The organism is Micromonospora sp. NPDC007208 (genome assembly GCF_042869175.1).
Classification (GTDB): Bacteria; Actinomycetota; Actinomycetes; order Mycobacteriales; family Micromonosporaceae; genus Micromonospora; species Micromonospora foliorum.
The window spans coordinates 208,727-225,661 of sequence record NZ_JBIAFG010000002.1 but is presented as its reverse complement, the minus strand read 5'-3'; the positions used below and the strand labels follow the sequence as shown (position 1 = coordinate 225,661).

Here is a 16,935-nt window from a genome sequence, read left to right as displayed (position 1 = left end):
GCGCTGGCCACCAATCTGGGGGTGTCACGAGGTTTAACAGGTCCGGCGCGGCGCCCGGACACGCCGAAACGGGCGAACTACCCGATCGGCGGAGCAACCAGCACGATAGGGGGATACTGGTGCCGACGTTCATGTTCTCCGAGGGGGTGGCGGTCGTGCCGGCAGTCACGCGGCCCGGGGTCGTGATCGGGGTCGACATCGGCACCACCAGCACCAAGGCCGTCGCGTACGACACCGACGGGCGGCAGCTCGGCAGCCACCTGATCGGCTACCCGCTGAACAACCCGCAACCCGGCTACGCCGAGCAGGACCCGCAACTCATCCTCGAAGCGGTGCTCAAGTCGATCAGCATGGTCGTGGCCGAGCTGGTCCAACCGGTGGCCGGGCTGTCGTTCGGCTCGGCCATGCACAGCCTGATCGGGTTGGACCGGGACGGCACTCCACTCACCCCGTCGGTGACCTGGGCTGACTCGCGGTCCACCCAGCAGGCCGAGCGGTTGCGGGCGGTGCCGTCGGGGCTGGCCCTGCACCGGCGTACCGGCACGCCGATGCACCCGATGTCACCGCTGCCCAAGCTGCTGTGGTTCGCCGAGCAGGAGCCGAAACTCTTCGAGCGGGTGGTGCACTGGGTGGGCATCAAGGAATGGGTGCTGCTGCGGCTCTGCGGCACGCTGGTCACCGACCACTCGATCGCCTCGGCCACCGGCCTGCTCGACATCCACAAGCTGGAGTGGGACGGCGAGGCGCTGAGCATCGCCGGCATCACCGAGGAACAGCTCCCGCAACTGGTCGCCACCACCGCCGTGCTGCCCAACCTCACCCCGCAGACCGCGGCCGAGACCGGCCTGCCGGAGCGCACCCCGGTGGTGGTCGGCGCGGGCGACGGACCACTGGCGAACCTTGGCCTGGGCGCGGTGCACCCCGGCATGGTGGCCTGCTCGATCGGCACCAGCGGCGCCATGCGGGTGATGGTCGAGCGGCCCGGTGTGGACCCGCTCGGCGGGGTGTTCTGCTACGCGCTGACCGAGCAGCGCTGGGCGGTCGGTGGCGCGATCAACAACGGCGGCATCGTGCTCAAGTGGGCCGGTGCGGCGCTCGCCCCGGATCTGGGCGAGCACTCCGAGGAGGATCTCGTCGCCCTGGCGGCCCGCGCGCCGGTCGGCTCCGGTGGGCTCATCATGCTGCCGTACCTGCACAGCGAACGGGCACCGCACTGGAGCGCCCTGCCGCGCGGCGCGTACGTGGGGTTGACCCACGCACACCGCCGCGAGCACCTGGTGCGGGCCGCGCTGGAGGGTGTCTGTCAGCAGCTCGCGCTGGTGCTCAGCTCGGTGCGCGCCGCCGGAAACGAGGTCCGCGAGGTCCGGGCCGGTGGCGGTTTCGCCCGCAGCGGGCTGTGGCGGCAGATGCTCGCCGACGTGCTCGGCCTGCCGGTGAGCTTCCCGGCCGCGCACGAGGGGTCGAGCTTCGGCGCGGCGCTGCTCGGCATGGAGGCGCTCGGGCTGATCCCCAGCATCGACGTCGCCGCCGACCTGGTGCGGATCGAGGAGACGATCCGCCCCGACCCGGCCGCCGCCGCCACCTACGCGGCGCTGCTGCCGCTCTTCGCCGAGCTGTACGAGGCCCTCACGCCCGCCTTCGCCTCGATCCGCCGGATGGCACCCGGCCTGCCCACCGGCCCGTTATCACCGACGTGAGCGGTGCCGGCTCGCCGTTGGGTCAGGGTGCCTCGACGCCGGCGATCAGGTAGCGCCGCACATCGGCGTCGAGGATGGCCGCTTCCTGCGCGTCGTCCGGCCCGGAGCCACGGAACGCGGCCAACTGCTCCGCGGACTCCCAGCGTTCGTAGACGTGGATCCGGTCGGGCTCCAACGGGTCGGCCGCCAGCAGGAAGTCGAGGCAGCCGGCGGTGGCGCGTGCCCGCGCCATGACGTCTTCGCAGCCGGCCAGGTACGCCTCGCGGGTGCCCGGTTCGACCTGCAGACTGCCGGCGATGATCAGCATTGGGTCCCCCGGGGGGTGAGTGGCTGAGGAGCGTGATGCCTGTGAGTCATATTTATACCTGTGGGTCATGGCGTTCGCCGGGACATTGCCGCCCGGACGGGTGACGCCGGTCCCGCCGGTCTCACCAGCCTCCGCGGCTTCATATCGTGCAAACGTGAGAAAAAGCGACAAGAGGCGCTCATCTTCCCTGCTGGGGAACTCTGCCCGCGTACCCCTGAAGGTGCTGTCGGCGGCGGTCGCGCTCGCGGTGCTCGCGACGACCGGGCCGGCCACCGCGGACGGCCCGGGCCGCGGGCCCGGCGCGGACCCGGCGCAGACGACCGAGCCGGGGTACGGGGTGGGGCCCGGTGACGGCCAGAGCCACGAGCCCGGGTTGGACCCGTCGCCGGAGCGTCCGCCGACCAGCGAGGTGTCCTGGCTGTCGTTTCCCGGTGGGGTGTTCGCGGTGGACTCGCTCGGGCACACCGTGCGCTACCGCGCCTGCGACGGCGACACCGGTCGGGTCGCCGACCCGACCATGCGGGTCGCCGCCGGGGTGGCCAGTGGGGCGGTGGTCGTCGGAGGCACGGCGTACCGCTACCGGGTGCCGCTGGTCGGGCGTGGCGAGGGCACGCTGGAGGTGATCCAACGGCACCGCCCGCCGACGACGCTGACCGGCGTGGTGGTCACCAGCCCCCAGCCACCCACCGACCCGGCCGCCGGGGCCCAACTGTTCCCGCTCAGCGGGCAGCTCGCCCGGGTGGTCGCCGACGCGAGCCTCAACCCGGCCGGGGTCACCGTCCGCGACCTGTCCGGCCGCTACGGCGACCAGCAGATCGCCGTCAACGGATCCCTGCGCCCCAAGGCGGCCAGCGTCATCAAACTGTGGATCCTCGTCGAGCTGCTGCGTCGGGTCGACTGTGGACAGGTCTTCCTCGACGACGGGGTGCTGGTCACCCCCGAGGACGTGGTCGGCGGCACCGGTCAGCTGCAGTTCGAGACGTTCCCGCAGGTCGTCACCCTGCACCGGCTCGCCCAGTACCTGATCAAGTACAGCGACAACGTGGCCGCGAACGTGTTGATCACCTACCTGGGTGGGTTCGCCCCGGTCAACGCGCTGATCGACTCGATGAACCAACGCTCCACCATCCTGGCCCGCCGGATGCTCGACAGCGCGGCCGCGCAACGCGGCGAGGAGAACTACACCAGCCCGGACGACGTGGTGTCCCTGCTCGGCGCGGTCTGGGACGGCGAGATCCTCACCCCCGCCTCCCGCGACCTGATGATCGGGTTCATGCGGGAACAGACCCTGAACACCAAGATCCCGGCGGCGTTGCCACCCGGCGTGCCGGTGGCCCACAAGACCGGTGACCTGCCGGACGCCTCACACGACGTCGGCTACTACCTGATCCCCGGCACCGAGACCGCCGTCGCGTTCCTCACCGCCGGACCCATGGCCACCGGCGACGAGACGGTCCGACGGATGGCCCGCACCGTCTACGACTTCCTGGTCACCCCGGTCGAGGGGGCGGTCGAGGAGTGAGCCGACGTCACGCGCCGGGGATGTTCGCCGGCGGGTCCTCGCCCACCAGGTCGGCCGCCGGCGGGTCCGCCGACACCGGCAGCCCGAAATCCGAGTACGTCAGGTCGAGCTGCGCGGTCTGCGACTGCTCGCTGGCCAACTCGATGCGGTAGCGGACCAGCCGCCCCTGCTCGTCGACGGCGGCGGTGAACGGCACCGCCCCGGCCCGGTCACCGAGCACGCTGCCGACGCCGCTGCCCAGCACCGCGCCGCTCTGGCGCAGGTCCAGTGTGCCCGCGTACTCCCGCTCGGCGGTCTGCCGAACCCCCGCGGGCGCGCCCAACGTGCTGGCCAGTCGGGTGTTGTCCAGGCCCTGCTTGGCCGCCGGGGTGCCTGGGGCGCCGACGTGCCACCAGGTCTTGCCGTCCCAGACCGGGACGCGGCGGTCCGGGGCGGTGACCCGCACGTACACGTCCGGCCCGGTGGTCAACCGCTCGATCTTCACCACGCCGGCGGGCACCTTCAGCGAGGTCGTCTCCAGACCACGCCTCGCCGTCGGGTCCCAGAGCAGCACCGTGGCGTCGCCGTCCGCGCCGCCGGTGCCCACGGTCAGCTTGTACGGCTGCTCGTCGGCCTTCGCGGCGGCGGCCTTCAGCACGCCGACCGGGTCGGCCGCGTTCGCCGACGCCGCCGGGCGACCCGCGTCCGGTTCGTCGTCACCGGCGGCGACCAGTGCCCACGCCCCGGCCCCCACCGCCACCACGACCACGGCGACAGCGGCGATCAGCTTCGGTTTCTGCACTGTCATCTCCCCCGGGCGGTGCGGTCCGGCCAGACTAGCCGGACCGCACGCTGTCACGCCCGGCTGATCGCGTTGGCGTGGATCGCCTCGTGCAGATACCCGGCCAGCCCCGGCGCGATGTTCTCGTAGTGCGCGGTGAACCGCTCGTCGGCCAGGTACATGTCGGCCAACCCGGTCTGCACCTCGTACGAGCACTCGTAGAACCAGCGGCTGATGAGCTGCCGGTGCTCCTCGGCCAACTCCATCGCCTCCGGGCTGTCCGCCGGTGCGCCCGAGGCCATCAGCGCGACGATCCGCCGGCCCCAGTCCTCGTTCTCGGCCTTGATCCGCAGCCAGTCGTCCTTGGTGTAGCGGGAGGCCCGCCGGTTCGACTCCCGGTACGCGTCGGTGTCGCCCCACCGCCGCTCCGCCTCGGCCTCGTGCTCCTCCGGGCTGAAGTCGCCGAAGACCTCGAACCGCTCCTCCGGTGTGAGTTGGATGTTCAACTTGCTCGCCTCCATCGCGAACTCGATCGCCGCGACCATCTCCTGCAACCGTTTGAGCCGTACCGTCAGCAGTTCGTGCTGTCGGCGCAGGTGCGCGGCCGGATCGGCCGCCGGGTCGTCGATGATCGCGGTGATCTCCTCAAGCGGGAAACCCAGCTCGCGGTAGTACAGGACGAGCTGCAACCGTTGCAGGTCCGCGTCGTCATAGCGGCGGTAACCGGCCGAGGTGCGCCCGCTGGGCGAGAGCAACCCGATCTCGTCGTAGTGGTGCAGCGTCCGCACCGTCACGCCGGCTACCTTCGCCACCTGACCCACCGTGTACGCCATGGTTCCCCTCCCTTCCGGGAACCAGGCTCCTGCCTGCCGTTACGTGAGAGTCAACTCCGATTCTGGCCCACCATGGCGGGGCCGTCCGGCCGCCCGTACAGATAGCCCTGGCCGCGTGGGCAGCCGATCGCGGTGACCGCCTCGTGCTGACGCTCGGTCTCCACCCCCTCGGCGACCACCGCCAGGTCGAACGCGCCGGCCAGGCGGGTGACCATCTCCACCGTGGCGTACGCCCGGTCGTCGGTGCCCAGCCGGGCCACGAACGACCTGTCGATCTTCAGCTCGGTGGCCGGGATGCGGTGCAGGTAGCTCAGCGACGAGTAGCCGGTCCCGAAGTCGTCGATGGCGATCCGGATGCCCAGCTCCCGGAGCTGGTGCAGCCGCTCCAGCACCGCCTCGGTGCCCTCGATCAGCGCCGACTCGGTCAACTCCAGGGTCAACGCCCGCGGCGCCAGGCCGGCGGCGCTGGTGGCCGCGGTGACCGTGGCGATCAGGTCCGGCCGACGCAGGTGCGCGGCGGCGATGTTCACCGCGACGGTCGCCTCCGGTGCCCGGCCCCGCCAGGTCGCGGCGGCCCGGCACGCCTCGTGGATCACCCAGCGGTCGATCGGCAGGATCAGCCCGGTCTCCTCGGCCAGCGGCAGGAACCTCGCCGGCGGCAACATCCCCAGGCGGGGGTGCCGCCAGCGCACCAGCGCCTCGGCGCTGCGCACCGCACCGGTGGCCAGGTCGACGATGGGTTGGAACTCCAGGTGCAGCTGGTCCTCGTCGACCGCGCGGCGCAGGTCGGCGATCAGCTCGGCGCGGGAGACGGCCGACTCGCGCAGCGCCGGCGTGCACGTGCGGTACGCGGACTTCCCGGCCGCCTTGGCCGCGTACATGGCGATGTCGGCGTCGCGCAGCAGGTCGGTGTGGGAGGCGTGCTGCGGGCCGAACTCGGCGATACCGATGCTCGCCGACGGGTGCACCCCGACGTCCTCCTCGTCGTCGGAGGGCCGCAACGCGTCCAACAGCCGCTCCGCGAGCCGTTCGGGAGACACCGGCCCGTCGCCGTCGACAAGCACCGCGAACTCGTCGCCGCCGAGCCGGGCGATGGTGCCGTCGCCGTTCACGGCAGTATGCATCCGGGCCGCGAGCCCGGTCAGCAGGGTGTCGCCTGTGGCGTGCCCGAACCGGTCGTTGACCTGCTTGAACCCGTCCAGGTCGAGCAGCAGCACGGCCACCGGTCGCCCGTCGCGCAGGGCCAGGCGCAGCCGCCGGTTGAACAACAGCCGGTTGGGCAGCCCGGTGAGCTGGTCGCCGTACGCGAGCCGGCGCAGCCGGGCCACCAACCTCAGGTTCTCGTTGGCGGCCAACCCCTGGCGGACGGCGAGGGCCCCCAACAACACCATCATGGTCACGAACACCAGCTGCGGGGTCTGCCCGGTGGGCCGACGGGCCAGCACCACCGCGATGATCGCCCCACCCACCGGCAGGTACGGCAGTGCCACCCGCCACCAGGGCGGCAGCGGCGACTCGGCGGTGTCGTCGGTGCTGTCGCAGTCCGGTGGCGGCGGGTTCCGGGTGGCCAGGCCGATCAGCAGGTAGCTCAACGGCCAGCACAGGTCGATCGGGTGACCGGCGGCGTAGTCGGCGCGGGCGACAAGCGACACGTAGACGACGTCGGCGACGACCCGCAGGGTGAGGCTCGCCGCGAGGATGGTCATCGGCCGCCACATCGGCCGGGCCGGCCCGGAGACCGCGACCAGGATGGTGAGCTGCATCAGATCGAACATCGGGAAGAGCAGCCCCAGCGTGCGCGCCGGGTCGGCCAGCTCGGCGGCGGCGACCCCACGGAAGACCAGCACCCAACCGATCGGCACCAGCGCCAGGGCGACGATCACCCCGTCCAGCAACGTACGGGCCCGTCCGACCGCGGTCCGCGGCGCGGACGGTGAGCTGAGCAGCGCGGCCGTGCCGGTGAGGATGCCGGCGGTGAAGACCACCCCGACCACCGGCGTGTGCGGCAGGTCCCCGCCGACGAGCCGCTGCGCCGTCCAGATCGCCCGGCCGATCGCGGCGAGCGCCATGGTGGCGGCGAGCAGCGTCCAGAACCGGCGCAGTGGCGCCGGATGCCGACGGGCCACCCCGACGCACGCGAGCGTCGCCCAACCGGCGACCAGCATCGCGCCGACGTCGCTGACCAGCGCGGCACCGGGCAACGCGGCGACCAGCCAACCCGCCTCCAGCAGGATGACCGCAGCCGCGACGAACGCACCGGCGGGGTTCAGTGTCCCCGCAGCCTGCTTTCCGTCCTGTCGGGACACGGTCGCTCCGGCTCTTTCGTCGTGCGTGCACCCTCGGCAGCACCGGTCCACGGCAAACCCCGAAAGCCTAACCAGCGCTCAGAAACGCCGCCAGGGCCGAACGTGCACGCCGTTCCCGACCCCGCCCGGAGTCAGCGGCCCGCGGATCGATTCCAGGGTGAGCGGGGCAGCGCGGTGCCGGCCGACGGACGGCGTGCGCGCCGGCGTCTGCGCCGGCCAGGAGTGCAGGGCGGGCGGGCAACGGTGTGCACCGCCACGTCGGCCGAGGACGTTGGTCGGCCGATCAGCCAGCAGAGGAAGCGTTCCATCGTCGGATCAGCCGACCGGGAGGCGCTCGGCCTCGGACTTGGAGATCTCGTACTCCGCCCCGCAGAACGTGCACTGCTGCGCGTACCGGGTGCGGATCGGAATGAGGGGAATGAAGAAGAGTGTGAATTTCGTCGAGCGGCGAGTGATCACCTGCGCGGCCTGGTTGCCGCAGTGGCGGCAGACCTGCTGCACGACACCGGACCGGTCGACCTTGGTACGCAGACCAAAGATGAAGAACATCGCCCGCCAGTACCCACTCAACCGCGAAAAGTCACCAAATCCCGCCAACCGCTCACCGAAACTTGAACCACGGTTGGGTATAGCGATTGATATACTCTCGTCGTGGGCCAGGAAGAGTGGGATGTCTTCGTCGTCGACGAGGTTCGCGCCTGGATCGACAGCCTGGACGAGGCGACGTTCGCCCGGGTCGTCCAGGCCATCGACGCGCTCGCCGAAGCTGGACCGGGGCTGGGGCGACCCCTGGTCGACACGATCAGCGGGTCGTCGATAGCGAACTTGAAGGAGTTGCGCCCCGGTACGGTCCGCATCCTCTTCGTCTTCGACCCCTGGCGCGCGAGCATTCTGCTGGTTGCCGGCGACAAGTCAGGCCAATGGACGAGCTGGTATCGACAGGCCATCCCGCTCGCCGAGCAGCGGTACGAGATTTACTTGAAGGAACGTGCACAGCAGGAGGGGGACAGCGGTGAGTGGTCATGTGCGGTGGACGGACATCCGAGCGGAGTACGTGCAGCGTGCTGGCGGCGAGGCGGCTGTCGAAGCGGGTAAGGAAGAGCTGCTAGCGCAGGTCGTCGGGCACCGCCTCGCGGAGGTACGACGCTCTCGCGGCTTTACCCAGCAGCAGATCGCTGAGCGGATGGGCGTGACCAAGGGCCGGGTGTCCCAGATCGAGCAGGGCAGGATCTCCGGTCAGGAGGTGGTGGCCCGCTACGCTGCCGCCCTCGGGGGCCGGCTCCACCAGGCAATCTATTTCGACGACGGTGACATCGCCGCCATCGCCTGAGGCCACCGGATACGAGATCGTGCTCGATCCAGGATGTAGGGGCCTCCGGGGTGGACGAGGCCACTACATCCCTGATCGAGCACGATCAAGGCGAGACGATCAACGCGAGCCGGTCACGGCGAGACGATCAGCTGGCCGGTGCGGGCTCCAGGCCGGGGATCTCCTCGGAGATCCAGATCGGCTGCCAGTTCGGCACCTCGTGGAAGCGGCGCAGCTCGAACAGCCCGGCAACCGACCCACTCCAGGCCCCGTACGGGGGGTTGGCCTCGTCGAAGCCGCTCTGCACGAAGGTCAGCGTGGTCTTGCCGCCGGACTCGGCCAGCTCCCAGTTGGTGACGCCGACCGGCCCCCAGTCGACAGACATCCGCCGGCCGGGCTCCAGGTCGACGATCTTGGCGGCGTAGCCGGACTCGAAGCCGCCCATGGCGTACCGGCCGCCGACCCAGGGCTCGATGCCGATCGGGTAACCGAACCAGGCGCTGGCCTGCTCGGAGTCGGTCAGCGACTCCCACACCTTGTCGGCGGGGGCGGCGATGACCAACTCCCCGCGCAGGTCGGCGGAGGTGAAGTCGGTGCGGGGCAGCAGCGGCTTGCCCTCCAGGTGGGCGGCCAGGTTGGCGATGGACAGCGCCCAGTACGTCTGGAGCACGCCCCGGATGCTGGAGCCGCTCATCGCCTCGGTGAAGTCGAAGTGGCTCTGGGTCAGCGTCAGCACGGTGGCGTCGGTGCCCTCGGCGGTCAACTGGAGCTCGGTGGTGGTCTCCACCCCGTCGAGCAGCCAGCTGAAGCGCAGCGTGTCGTCGTCGGCGTGCAGCAGCCGCTGGTGCGGGGCGTCACCCTCGGGCGTGTAGCGGCCCCAGAACTCGTACCGCTGCGGCAGCTCGACCTCGGCGTGCTCGGCCAGCCAGAGACGCAGCTCGGCCGGGTCGGTCAGGGCCTGGCGGACGCGCCCCACGGGCGCGGAGAGACGGGCCTGCACCTTCATCGGCTCACTCATTGTCGTTCCCTTTCGGATAGCAGGCGACGGCCAGCTTGAAGGCATCTCCTTCGCTGCCGCCATAGCGGGTGAACAGGTCCTGAAGTGCGGTTTGCAGGTCGTGCAGGAACTGCTGGCGCTGCTCGGCCGGCACCCGGATCTCGCCGGAGACCCCGATCGAGGGCAGCTCGGGTGCCGCCCGGTCCAGGCCGGCGATGTCGGCCTGGACCTCCTCCATCAGGTCGAGCAGGTAGCCGAGGCTCAACTCGTCGCGGGCCCGGCGCAGGCCGATCCGGCCGACCAGCCGCGGGGAGAGCCAGTAGGACCGGGCGGCGGCCTGGTAGATGCCTTCGGTGATGCCGCGGACCTTGCGTTCGTTGACCAGCTCGACGAGGCCGGCCGCGACGAGCTGCTTGACGTGGTAGTAGACGCGCTGTGGCGTCTGGTCGAGTCGGGCCGCGACCTCGGTGCAGGTGCGCGGCTCGGCCAGTTGCCGCAGCACCTCGACGCGCTGCGGCTTGAGCAGGGCTTCGGCCTGCTCGATCTGCTCCAGGTACAGGACTTCTCTCATGGCAAAATCAGTTTGTACGTACAAAACTTCTTTGTCAATCGCTTCGCGAGAAGCCGCGCCGACTTTTTTCGACGCGGCTTCAGGCGGCTCTCAGCAGGTGATCAGGGCAACCAGTCCGGCCGCAGCGGGTAGCCGCTCACTCCGTTCGGGCCGTTGTGGGTGGCCAACACCTGGTGCAGCTGGATGCCGTTGCGCTCGAACGCCATCCGCGACCCGGCCATGTAGAGCCCCCACACCCGGGCGGTGCCCGCGCCCACCTCGGAGACGCAGAAGTCCCAGTGCTCGACCAGGTTGCGGCACCAGGCGGCCAGCGTCAGCGCGTAGTGCTGGCGCAGGTTCTCCTCGTGGTGCACCTCGAACCCGGCGTCGTGCACCTCGCTGATCAACCGGCCCGGACCGGCCAGCTCACCGTCCGGGAAGACGTACCGGTCGATGAACGCCCCGGAGCGGTGCGGCGCCCGGTTGTCCGCGCGGGTGATGCAGTGGTTGAGCAACCGCCCGCCCTGCCGCAGCCGGCTGCGCAGCGACCCGAAGTAGGCCGGGTAGTTACGCACCCCGATGTGCTCGGTCAACCCGATCGAGGAGATGGCGTCGAACTGCTCGGCCGGCGCGTCCCGGTAGTCGAGGTAGCGCACCTCCGCCAGCCCGGTCAGCCCCTCCCGCTCGATCGCGGCCTGCGCCCACTGCGCCTGCGCCTTCGACAGCGTCACGCCGAGGGCCTTGACGCCGTACTCGCGCGCGGCGTGGCGCACCATGCCACCCCAGCCGCACCCGACATCCAGCAGCCGCATCCCCTTCTTCAGCGCCAGCTTGCCGGCGACCAGGTCGTACTTCGCCGCCTGGGCCTGCTCCAGCGTGTCGTCCGGAGAGCGGAAAACCGCGCAGGTGTACGTCATCGACGGGCCGAGCACCTTCTCGTAGAAGGCGTTGGAGACGTCGTAGTGGTGCGAGATGGCCGTGCTGTCGCGCACCCGCGAGTGCCGCAGCCCGTTCATCACCCGCTTCCAGCGGGGCTGCGCCTCCTGCGGCGGTGCCGGCGGCGGCATCAGCCGCTCCCAGCCCAGCCCCCGGACCAGCGCCAGCCCCTCAGCCAGCGACGGTGGGCGTAACCGCAGCTCGTCCTTGAGCACCCGCAACGCCTCGTAGGGGTCACCCGGGTGCACGCCCTGCAACGCCAGGTCACCACTGACGTACGCCCGGGCCATGCCCAGGTCGCCGGGAGCGGTGAGCAGGTACGACAACCCACGCTCGGTACGGATCGCCAGGGTGATGCCGGCGTCGGACGGGCCGACGGCGCTGCCGTCGTACCCGGTGATCCGCACCGGCAACGGCCCCGCGGTGACCGCGCGGACGACATCCGCGACGGTCGGACCCGTGTGCCGGCCCCCCGCCGGCGGGGTGGCGGGGACGCTCGCCGCCCCCTGATCTCTGTCGGTCAGGCTCATGCTCGTGCTACCGCCTTTTCGTACAGTCCCGTCAGCCGGTGGTCCGGGTCGTAGCGGTCTTTCACCGCGCGCCACGTGTCGCCGCCGTAGAGGCGATCGAAGGCGTCCCGGTCGTAGTACGCGTCCGAGTAGAGCGACTTGTGCCCGCCCGACTCCGACACCCTGCGTTCGATCGTGCGGTTGACGTCGCCGTCGGCGGCGCCCGGCGCGATCGGCACGCTCCCCCAGAACCCGATGTTGACGTAGTCCTGCCCGGGCCGCAGCGGATACAGCGGCCAGGACCGCGCCGAACCGGGCCCCGCCGGCTCACGCAGTCGCAACGGGCACAGCCACACCGGGTTCATCCCCACCGCGCCGGCGAACCAGCGCAGGAAGTCAGCCGTGCGGTCCAGCGGGATCTCCACGTCCTGCACGACCCGCTCCCGAGCCGGTTGCTTGCGCAGCCGGTCGATCCGGGCCGCCACCTGGTGGCGGTGCTCCAACCGGACCAGTCGGTGGTAGAAGTCGCTGCGTCGGTAACGCGCCGGCCAGAGCCTGCGCACGACCGGGTGCTGCGCGCCGAACGCCGCCGAACACCAGAACCAGTCGGTGTCCCAGCGCCACAGATAGTCGTACGCGGTGAGCACGTCGCGGGTGCGCTGGCGCAGCGACCGGTAGTAGATCGCCTGACCGGTGTAGTCGCTGGGCGGGTCGGCCGCGTCGGTGAACGTGGCGAACACCAGGTACGCCTCGCCGGGGCTGAACATCACCCCGTCCATCGCGTCCACCGGCTCGCCGGCCCAGGACCGGGTGGCGGTCACCTCCGCGATCGCGTCGGTCAGCGCCTCCAGTTGGGTGAACCGGACGTTGCGCAACGCCACGTACCGGCCGACCGGTTGCAGCTCGATGCGCAGCCGGGTGGCGTAACCGAGGCTGCCCAGCGAGTTGGGGAACGCGGTGAACAGGTCGGCGTGCTCGCCGTCGGGTCGGGCGGTGACGATCTCGCCGGAACCGGTGAGCACGTCCATCTCCCGGACCGACTCGTGCGGCAGGCCGTTGCGGAACGAGGTCGACTCGATCCCGAGGCCGGTCACCGCGCCGCCCAGCGTGATGGTGCGCAACTGCGGCACCACAAGCGGCATCAGCCCGTGCGGCAGCGTCGCGTCGACCAGGTCCTCGTAGGTGCACATGCCCTGCACGTCGGCGGTGCGGCCGGCCGGGTCGACCGACAGCACGCCGTTCAGGCCACTCACGTCGAGCCCCGGGGTCCGGGGAGCGGACCGGGGGCGGAACAGGTTGGAGGTGCGTTTGGCCAGCCGGACAGGCTCGCCCGTGGGCACCGCGGCGTACGACCGCCGCAGCGTGTCCACCGCTTGATCATGGTCAATCGGTTGATCCACACGCTCAGCGCGCATGTGATCACCTTACGCTCGCCGGTCGGAAACGGTGGGATGTCGGCGCGGGCAGTTTCCCGTCCGGCGGCACGCCCGACGGCTACCGTGACGGGCATGCCATCGCCAGCGATCACCGCCCTGGACGCCGCCCAACTGCCGTATCGGCTGGTCAGCCACGGTGCGGTCGGCAGTCTCGCGGAGGCCGCGGCCGCCCGGGGCGTGGCCGTCCCCGACGTGGTCAAGACGATCGTGGTCCGCCGTAGTGAAGCCGATCACCTGTTCGTGCTCACCCCCGGCGACCGGGTCATCTCCTGGCCCAAGCTGCGCGCCCTGCTCGGGGTGCACCGGCTCTCCATGCCGGACGCGGCGGGCGCCCTGGCCGCCACCGGCTACGAACGCGGCACCATCACCCCGTTCGGCGCGAGCACGGCCTGGCCGGTGGTCGCCGACGAGCGACTGCGCGGCCGGGAGATCACGTTGGGCGCCGGCGAGCGTGGTCTCGCCATCGCGATCGACGCCGACGCCGCGATCGCCGCCCTCGACGCCACCGTGGCCGACGTCACCGACCCGCAGCCCACCCGCTGAGCCGCGCCGACCGTCGCACCGCCGGGCTGGCTCCGACGCGACGTCGTGGGTGAGGATGGCGCGTATGTCCGCGCCCGAGGAACGCCCCGACCCCGCCGGCACCGTCTACGGCGGTCACCGGGCACCGCGCTCCGGCCCGCTGGCCGACCCGCTGCTGCGGGCCGCGTTGGCGGTCGGGGTCGTCGGCGTACTCCTGGGGGTCGTCTTCGCCACCGGGCTGCTCGACGGTGACGACGAGCCGGCCGTGCCGGCGTCGGTCGGTACGCCGTCCAGCGCGGCCCAGCCCAGCGACCCGGCCGGCGAGCCGAGCCCGACCGCACCGGCCGAGCCGTCACCGACCCCTTCGGCAAGCACGCCGGCCGCCCCGCCCACCGGGCCCCGGGTGCTGCGCGCCGCCTCGGGCCTCTGCCTGGGGCTCGACGGTGACGGCGAAAAGGCCGAGGCCGAGTTGGCCGTGTGCACCGGTGGCCCGGAGCAGCAGTGGGTGGTCAACCCGACCGGCGCGGGCGTGCTGTCGTTGACCAATGCCGCGTACGGGCAGTGCCTCGACGTCGAGGGTGGCAGTCGGGACGACGGCGCGCGGTTGCAGCAGTTCCCCTGCCACGGCGAGGCCAACCAGCAGTGGCGGTTCGGTGGGACCGGCACCAGTGCCGTGCTGCTCGTCGCCGCGCACAGCAACAAGTGCGCGCAGGCCGACGACGACGCCGTAGAGGCCGGCGAGGACATCCGGCAGCGACCCTGCGACGGCCGGTCGGCCCAGCAGTGGACGCTGGGCTGACCGGCCGACGCGTCGCCGTTCAGCCCCGGAAGCTCCACGCCCTGGGCGCGGTCGCGGCGACCAGCACGGCCTCCGGAACTCCTCGGCCCGGTCGGCGGCGCAGCAGCAACGACAGCCCAGCGGCGCCGATCGACAGCGCGCCCGCCACGTACCAGGCCATCGCGTAGTCCCCCAGCCGGTCCCGGACCAGCCCCGCACCGGTGGCGGCTACCGCCGCGCCGAGTTGGTGCGCGGCGAACACCCAGCCGAACACCACAGCCCCGGCGCCACCGAAGTACTCCCGGCACAGCGCCACGGTCGGCGGCACGGTGGCCACCCAGTCCAGGCCGTAGAAGACGATGAACACCAGCATGCTCGGCTCGGCGGTACCGGAGAACAGGCTCGGCAGCACCAGCAGCGACAACCCGCGCAGCGCGTAGTACATGCCGAGCAGCAACCGGCTGTCCACCCGGTCGGTGAGCCAGCCGGAGGCGATCGTGCCGACGATGTCGAAGAGCCCCACCAGGGCGAGCAATCCGGCCGCGGTGGTCTGGGCCATGCCGTGGTCGTGCGCGGCCGGCACGAAGTGCGTACCGACCAGACCGTTGGTGGTCGCCCCGCAGATCGCGAACCCTCCGGCGAGCAGCCAGAAGGGTCGGGTCCGGGCCGCGGTGGTCAGCGCGCCGAGCGCCCGGGTCGCCGCGCCGCCGGTCGCCGGCGGCGCCGCGACGACCTCGGTCGCCCCGTAGGCGGGCAGGCCGAGATCCGCCGGGTGCTCGCGCAACAACCACACCACCAGGGGTACGACCGCCAGCGCCGCCGCGGCCACGGCGAGTGCGGCGGTACGCCAGCCGTGGTCGCGTACCAGGATGGCGATCAGTGGCAGGAACACCAACTGTCCGGCCGCCCCGCCGGCGGTCAGGACTCCGGTGACCAGGCCCCGCCGGTGGACGAACCAACGTCCGGTGACGGTGGCCACGAACGCCAGCGCCATCGAGCCGGTGCCCAGCCCGACCAGCACACCCCAGCAGAGCAGGAGCTGCCAGCTGGCGGTCATGAAGACCGTCAACCCGCTGCCCGCGGCGACCAGCAGCAGTGCCACCGAGACCACCCGGCGGATGCCGAACCGGTCCATCAGGGCGGCGGCGAACGGCGCGGTCAGCCCGTAGAGCAGCAGGTTGACCGAGACGGCCGCGGAGATCGTGGCCAGCGGCCAGCCGAACTCCTCGTGCAGCGGGTGCAGCAGCACCGACGGGGTGGCGCGGAAGCCGGCCGCGCCGACCAGCGCCACGAAGGCGACGGCGGCGACCAGCCAGGCGGGATGCAGACGGCGGTTCTTGGTCACGGGACAAGTCTGAGCTGGCCCACTCACCTCGACGAGTGGCCGGAAAGCCATCATGCGCAATAATCGGGCCATGACCGCTCGCCCGCACCGGATCGCCGTACTCGCTCTGCACCAGGTGGTTGGCCTGGACCTCGGCACCCCGTCCCAGGTCTTCAGCACCGCCCGGGCCGCCGACGGGACACCGTTCTACGACGTCCGGGTGTGCACCCCGGGCGGGCAGCCGGTGCGTAGCACCGCCGGTTTCCAGGTGGTCCCCGACCACGGTCTGGAGCTGCTGGACACCGCCGACACGGTGATCGTCCCGGGCATCCACGACGGCACCCCGTTGACCTCGGGCACCGTCGAGCCGGAGGTGACCGGGGCGCTGCGCGCGGCGTACGAGCGGGGTGCCCGGATCATGTCGATCTGCACCGGGGCGTTCGTGCTCGCCGCCGCCGGACTCCTCGACGGGCGGAGGGCGACCACCCACTGGGCGTACGCCGAGCGGTTCCGCCACCTGCACGCCCGGGTGGACCTCGATCCGGGTGTGCTCTTCATCGCCGACGACCGGGTGCTCACCTCGGCCGGAGTCGCCGCCGGCATCGACCTCTGCCTGCACGTCATCCGCCTCGACCACGGCAGCGAGGTGGCCAACAGGGCGGCCCGCCGCTGCGTGATGCCACCGTGGCGCGACGGCGGCCAGGCGCAGTACATCGAGCAGCCGGTGCCGAAGGCGACCGACACCAGCACGGCGGGCACCCGGGAGTGGGCCCGGCAGCGGCTGCACGAGCCGATCGCGCTCCGCGACCTGGCCGAGCAGGCGCGGATGAGCGTGCGGACCTTCACCCGACGCTTCCGGTCGGAGACCGGCCTGAGCCCGGCCCAGTGGCTGCTGCAACAGCGCACCGACCACGCGAGACTGCTGCTGGAGACGACCGACCTCACCGTCGACCAGATCGCCCACCGCTCGGGTTTCGGTACCACCGCCGCCCTACGCCAGCAGCTCCACCAACGCATCGGCGTGGCCCCGTCCACCTACCGCCGCACCTTCCACCCCCGCCCCGAGCTGGTCGAAAGCTGATCCACCCCAGCCCAGCCCCCGTCGATCTTGCACTTTGGGTTGTCGAAAAGTCACTTAGGTCTATTTTT

General features: G+C 71.5%; 16 protein-coding genes and 1 pseudogene. 7 read left to right on the top strand and 10 right to left on the bottom strand.

The window, feature by feature from the left end; all coding sequences use genetic code 11:
- The first annotated feature begins 119 nt into the window (after positions 1 to 119).
- On the top strand, positions 120 to 1,697 hold the full coding sequence (locus ACFYL6_RS04500; protein ID WP_387167335.1) for a gluconokinase: 1,578 nt from the start codon (positions 120 to 122) through the stop codon (positions 1,695 to 1,697).
- Positions 1,698 to 1,719: 22 nt separating this feature from the next.
- On the opposite strand, the gene ACFYL6_RS04495 is transcribed toward ACFYL6_RS04500, so the two are convergent.
- A complete protein-coding gene (locus tag ACFYL6_RS04495) occupies positions 1,720 to 2,004 on the bottom strand; it encodes a putative quinol monooxygenase (protein ID WP_387167332.1) in 285 nt (94 codons plus the stop codon).
- 154 nt (positions 2,005 to 2,158) lie between these two features.
- Between ACFYL6_RS04495 and ACFYL6_RS04490 the strand changes: the two genes are divergently transcribed.
- Positions 2,159 to 3,526, top strand: a complete 1,368-nt coding sequence (locus ACFYL6_RS04490) for a serine hydrolase (RefSeq protein ID WP_387167330.1) — start codon at positions 2,159 to 2,161, stop codon at positions 3,524 to 3,526.
- A 7-nt stretch (positions 3,527 to 3,533) separates the two neighbouring features.
- Here ACFYL6_RS04490 and ACFYL6_RS04485 read toward each other — a convergent pair whose 3' ends face one another.
- From ACFYL6_RS04485 to ACFYL6_RS04470, 4 genes are all read right to left on the bottom strand, one after another.
- Positions 3,534 to 4,307 carry a hypothetical protein gene (locus tag ACFYL6_RS04485; protein ID WP_387167327.1) on the bottom strand — a complete coding sequence of 258 codons (774 nt, stop codon included), beginning with the start codon at positions 4,305 to 4,307 and terminating at the stop codon, positions 3,534 to 3,536.
- A 53-nt stretch (positions 4,308 to 4,360) separates the two neighbouring features.
- On the bottom strand, positions 4,361 to 5,119 hold the full coding sequence (locus ACFYL6_RS04480; RefSeq protein ID WP_387167324.1) for a MerR family transcriptional regulator: 759 nt from the start codon (positions 5,117 to 5,119) through the stop codon (positions 4,361 to 4,363).
- Positions 5,120 to 5,169: 50 nt separating this feature from the next.
- Positions 5,170 to 7,425 (bottom strand): putative bifunctional diguanylate cyclase/phosphodiesterase, encoded by a 2,256-nt coding sequence (locus tag ACFYL6_RS04475; protein WP_387167321.1) that lies wholly within the window; start codon positions 7,423 to 7,425, stop codon positions 5,170 to 5,172.
- Positions 7,426 to 7,740: 315 nt separating this feature from the next.
- Entirely contained in the window at positions 7,741 to 7,974 is a 234-nt protein-coding gene (locus ACFYL6_RS04470; RefSeq protein WP_328650828.1) for a zinc-ribbon domain-containing protein, read from the bottom strand.
- Positions 7,975 to 8,076: 102 nt separating this feature from the next.
- Here ACFYL6_RS04470 and ACFYL6_RS04465 point away from each other — a divergent pair.
- Positions 8,077 to 8,430, top strand: a pseudogene (locus ACFYL6_RS04465) (type II toxin-antitoxin system RelE/ParE family toxin); the annotation flags it as partial.
- A 7-nt stretch (positions 8,431 to 8,437) separates the two neighbouring features.
- Positions 8,438 to 8,755, top strand: a complete 318-nt coding sequence (locus ACFYL6_RS04460; protein ID WP_238659418.1) for a helix-turn-helix domain-containing protein — start codon at positions 8,438 to 8,440, stop codon at positions 8,753 to 8,755.
- A gap of 127 nt (positions 8,756 to 8,882) precedes the next feature.
- Here the strand turns inward: ACFYL6_RS04460 and ACFYL6_RS04455 are convergent, their stop codons facing one another.
- From ACFYL6_RS04455 to ACFYL6_RS04440, 4 genes are all read right to left on the bottom strand, one after another.
- On the bottom strand, positions 8,883 to 9,752 hold the full coding sequence (locus tag ACFYL6_RS04455) for an SRPBCC family protein (protein WP_387167316.1): 870 nt from the start codon (positions 9,750 to 9,752) through the stop codon (positions 8,883 to 8,885).
- Positions 9,745 to 10,302, bottom strand: a complete 558-nt coding sequence (locus ACFYL6_RS04450; protein ID WP_387167313.1) for an ArsR/SmtB family transcription factor — start codon at positions 10,300 to 10,302, stop codon at positions 9,745 to 9,747. The genes ACFYL6_RS04455 and ACFYL6_RS04450 overlap by 8 nt, the downstream gene beginning before the upstream one ends.
- A 101-nt stretch (positions 10,303 to 10,403) precedes the next feature.
- Positions 10,404 to 11,747: a class I SAM-dependent methyltransferase gene (locus ACFYL6_RS04445; RefSeq protein ID WP_387167310.1), complete on the bottom strand. Its 1,344-nt coding sequence runs from the start codon at positions 11,745 to 11,747 to the stop codon at positions 10,404 to 10,406.
- On the bottom strand, positions 11,744 to 13,141 hold the full coding sequence (locus ACFYL6_RS04440; RefSeq protein ID WP_387167307.1) for an FAD-binding oxidoreductase: 1,398 nt from the start codon (positions 13,139 to 13,141) through the stop codon (positions 11,744 to 11,746). The genes ACFYL6_RS04445 and ACFYL6_RS04440 overlap by 4 nt, the downstream gene beginning before the upstream one ends.
- Positions 13,142 to 13,234: 93 nt before the next feature.
- Between ACFYL6_RS04440 and ACFYL6_RS04435 the strand changes: the two genes are divergently transcribed.
- Positions 13,235 to 13,705 carry an aminoacyl-tRNA deacylase gene (locus tag ACFYL6_RS04435; protein WP_387167304.1) on the top strand — a complete coding sequence of 157 codons (471 nt, stop codon included), beginning with the start codon at positions 13,235 to 13,237 and terminating at the stop codon, positions 13,703 to 13,705.
- Positions 13,706 to 13,769: 64 nt separating this feature from the next.
- Positions 13,770 to 14,483, top strand: coding sequence for an RICIN domain-containing protein (locus tag ACFYL6_RS04430; protein ID WP_387167301.1), 714 nt, complete (start codon positions 13,770 to 13,772; stop codon positions 14,481 to 14,483).
- Positions 14,484 to 14,502: 19 nt separating this feature from the next.
- On the opposite strand, the gene ACFYL6_RS04425 is transcribed toward ACFYL6_RS04430, so the two are convergent.
- Positions 14,503 to 15,858: an MFS transporter gene (locus ACFYL6_RS04425; RefSeq protein WP_387167299.1), complete on the bottom strand. Its 1,356-nt coding sequence runs from the start codon at positions 15,856 to 15,858 to the stop codon at positions 14,503 to 14,505.
- Position 15,859: 1 nt separating this feature from the next.
- On the opposite strand from ACFYL6_RS04425, the gene ACFYL6_RS04420 reads away from it, so the two are divergent.
- A complete protein-coding gene (locus tag ACFYL6_RS04420) occupies positions 15,860 to 16,867 on the top strand; it encodes a GlxA family transcriptional regulator (RefSeq protein ID WP_387167296.1) in 1,008 nt (335 codons plus the stop codon).
- Positions 16,868 to 16,935 lie beyond the last annotated feature (68 nt).

Coding starts and splice junctions, on each gene's coding strand:
- ACFYL6_RS04445 (WP_387167310.1), bottom strand. CDS start 11,747: ATGAGCCTGACCGACAGAGATCAGGGGGCGGCGAGCGTCCCCGCCACC.
- ACFYL6_RS04425 (WP_387167299.1), bottom strand. CDS start 15,858: ATGGCTTTCCGGCCACTCGTCGAGGTGAGTGGGCCAGCTCAGACTTGT.
- ACFYL6_RS04440 (WP_387167307.1), bottom strand. CDS start 13,141: ATGCGCGCTGAGCGTGTGGATCAACCGATTGACCATGATCAAGCGGTG.
- ACFYL6_RS04495 (WP_387167332.1), bottom strand. CDS start 2,004: ATGCTGATCATCGCCGGCAGTCTGCAGGTCGAACCGGGCACCCGCGAG.
- ACFYL6_RS04430 (WP_387167301.1), top strand. CDS start 13,770: ATGTCCGCGCCCGAGGAACGCCCCGACCCCGCCGGCACCGTCTACGGC.
- ACFYL6_RS04455 (WP_387167316.1), bottom strand. CDS start 9,752: ATGAGTGAGCCGATGAAGGTGCAGGCCCGTCTCTCCGCGCCCGTGGGG.
- ACFYL6_RS04420 (WP_387167296.1), top strand. CDS start 15,860: ATGCGCAATAATCGGGCCATGACCGCTCGCCCGCACCGGATCGCCGTA.
- ACFYL6_RS04470 (WP_328650828.1), bottom strand. CDS start 7,974: ATGTTCTTCATCTTTGGTCTGCGTACCAAGGTCGACCGGTCCGGTGTC.
- ACFYL6_RS04480 (WP_387167324.1), bottom strand. CDS start 5,119: ATGGCGTACACGGTGGGTCAGGTGGCGAAGGTAGCCGGCGTGACGGTG.
- ACFYL6_RS04435 (WP_387167304.1), top strand. CDS start 13,235: ATGCCATCGCCAGCGATCACCGCCCTGGACGCCGCCCAACTGCCGTAT.
- ACFYL6_RS04450 (WP_387167313.1), bottom strand. CDS start 10,302: ATGAGAGAAGTCCTGTACCTGGAGCAGATCGAGCAGGCCGAAGCCCTG.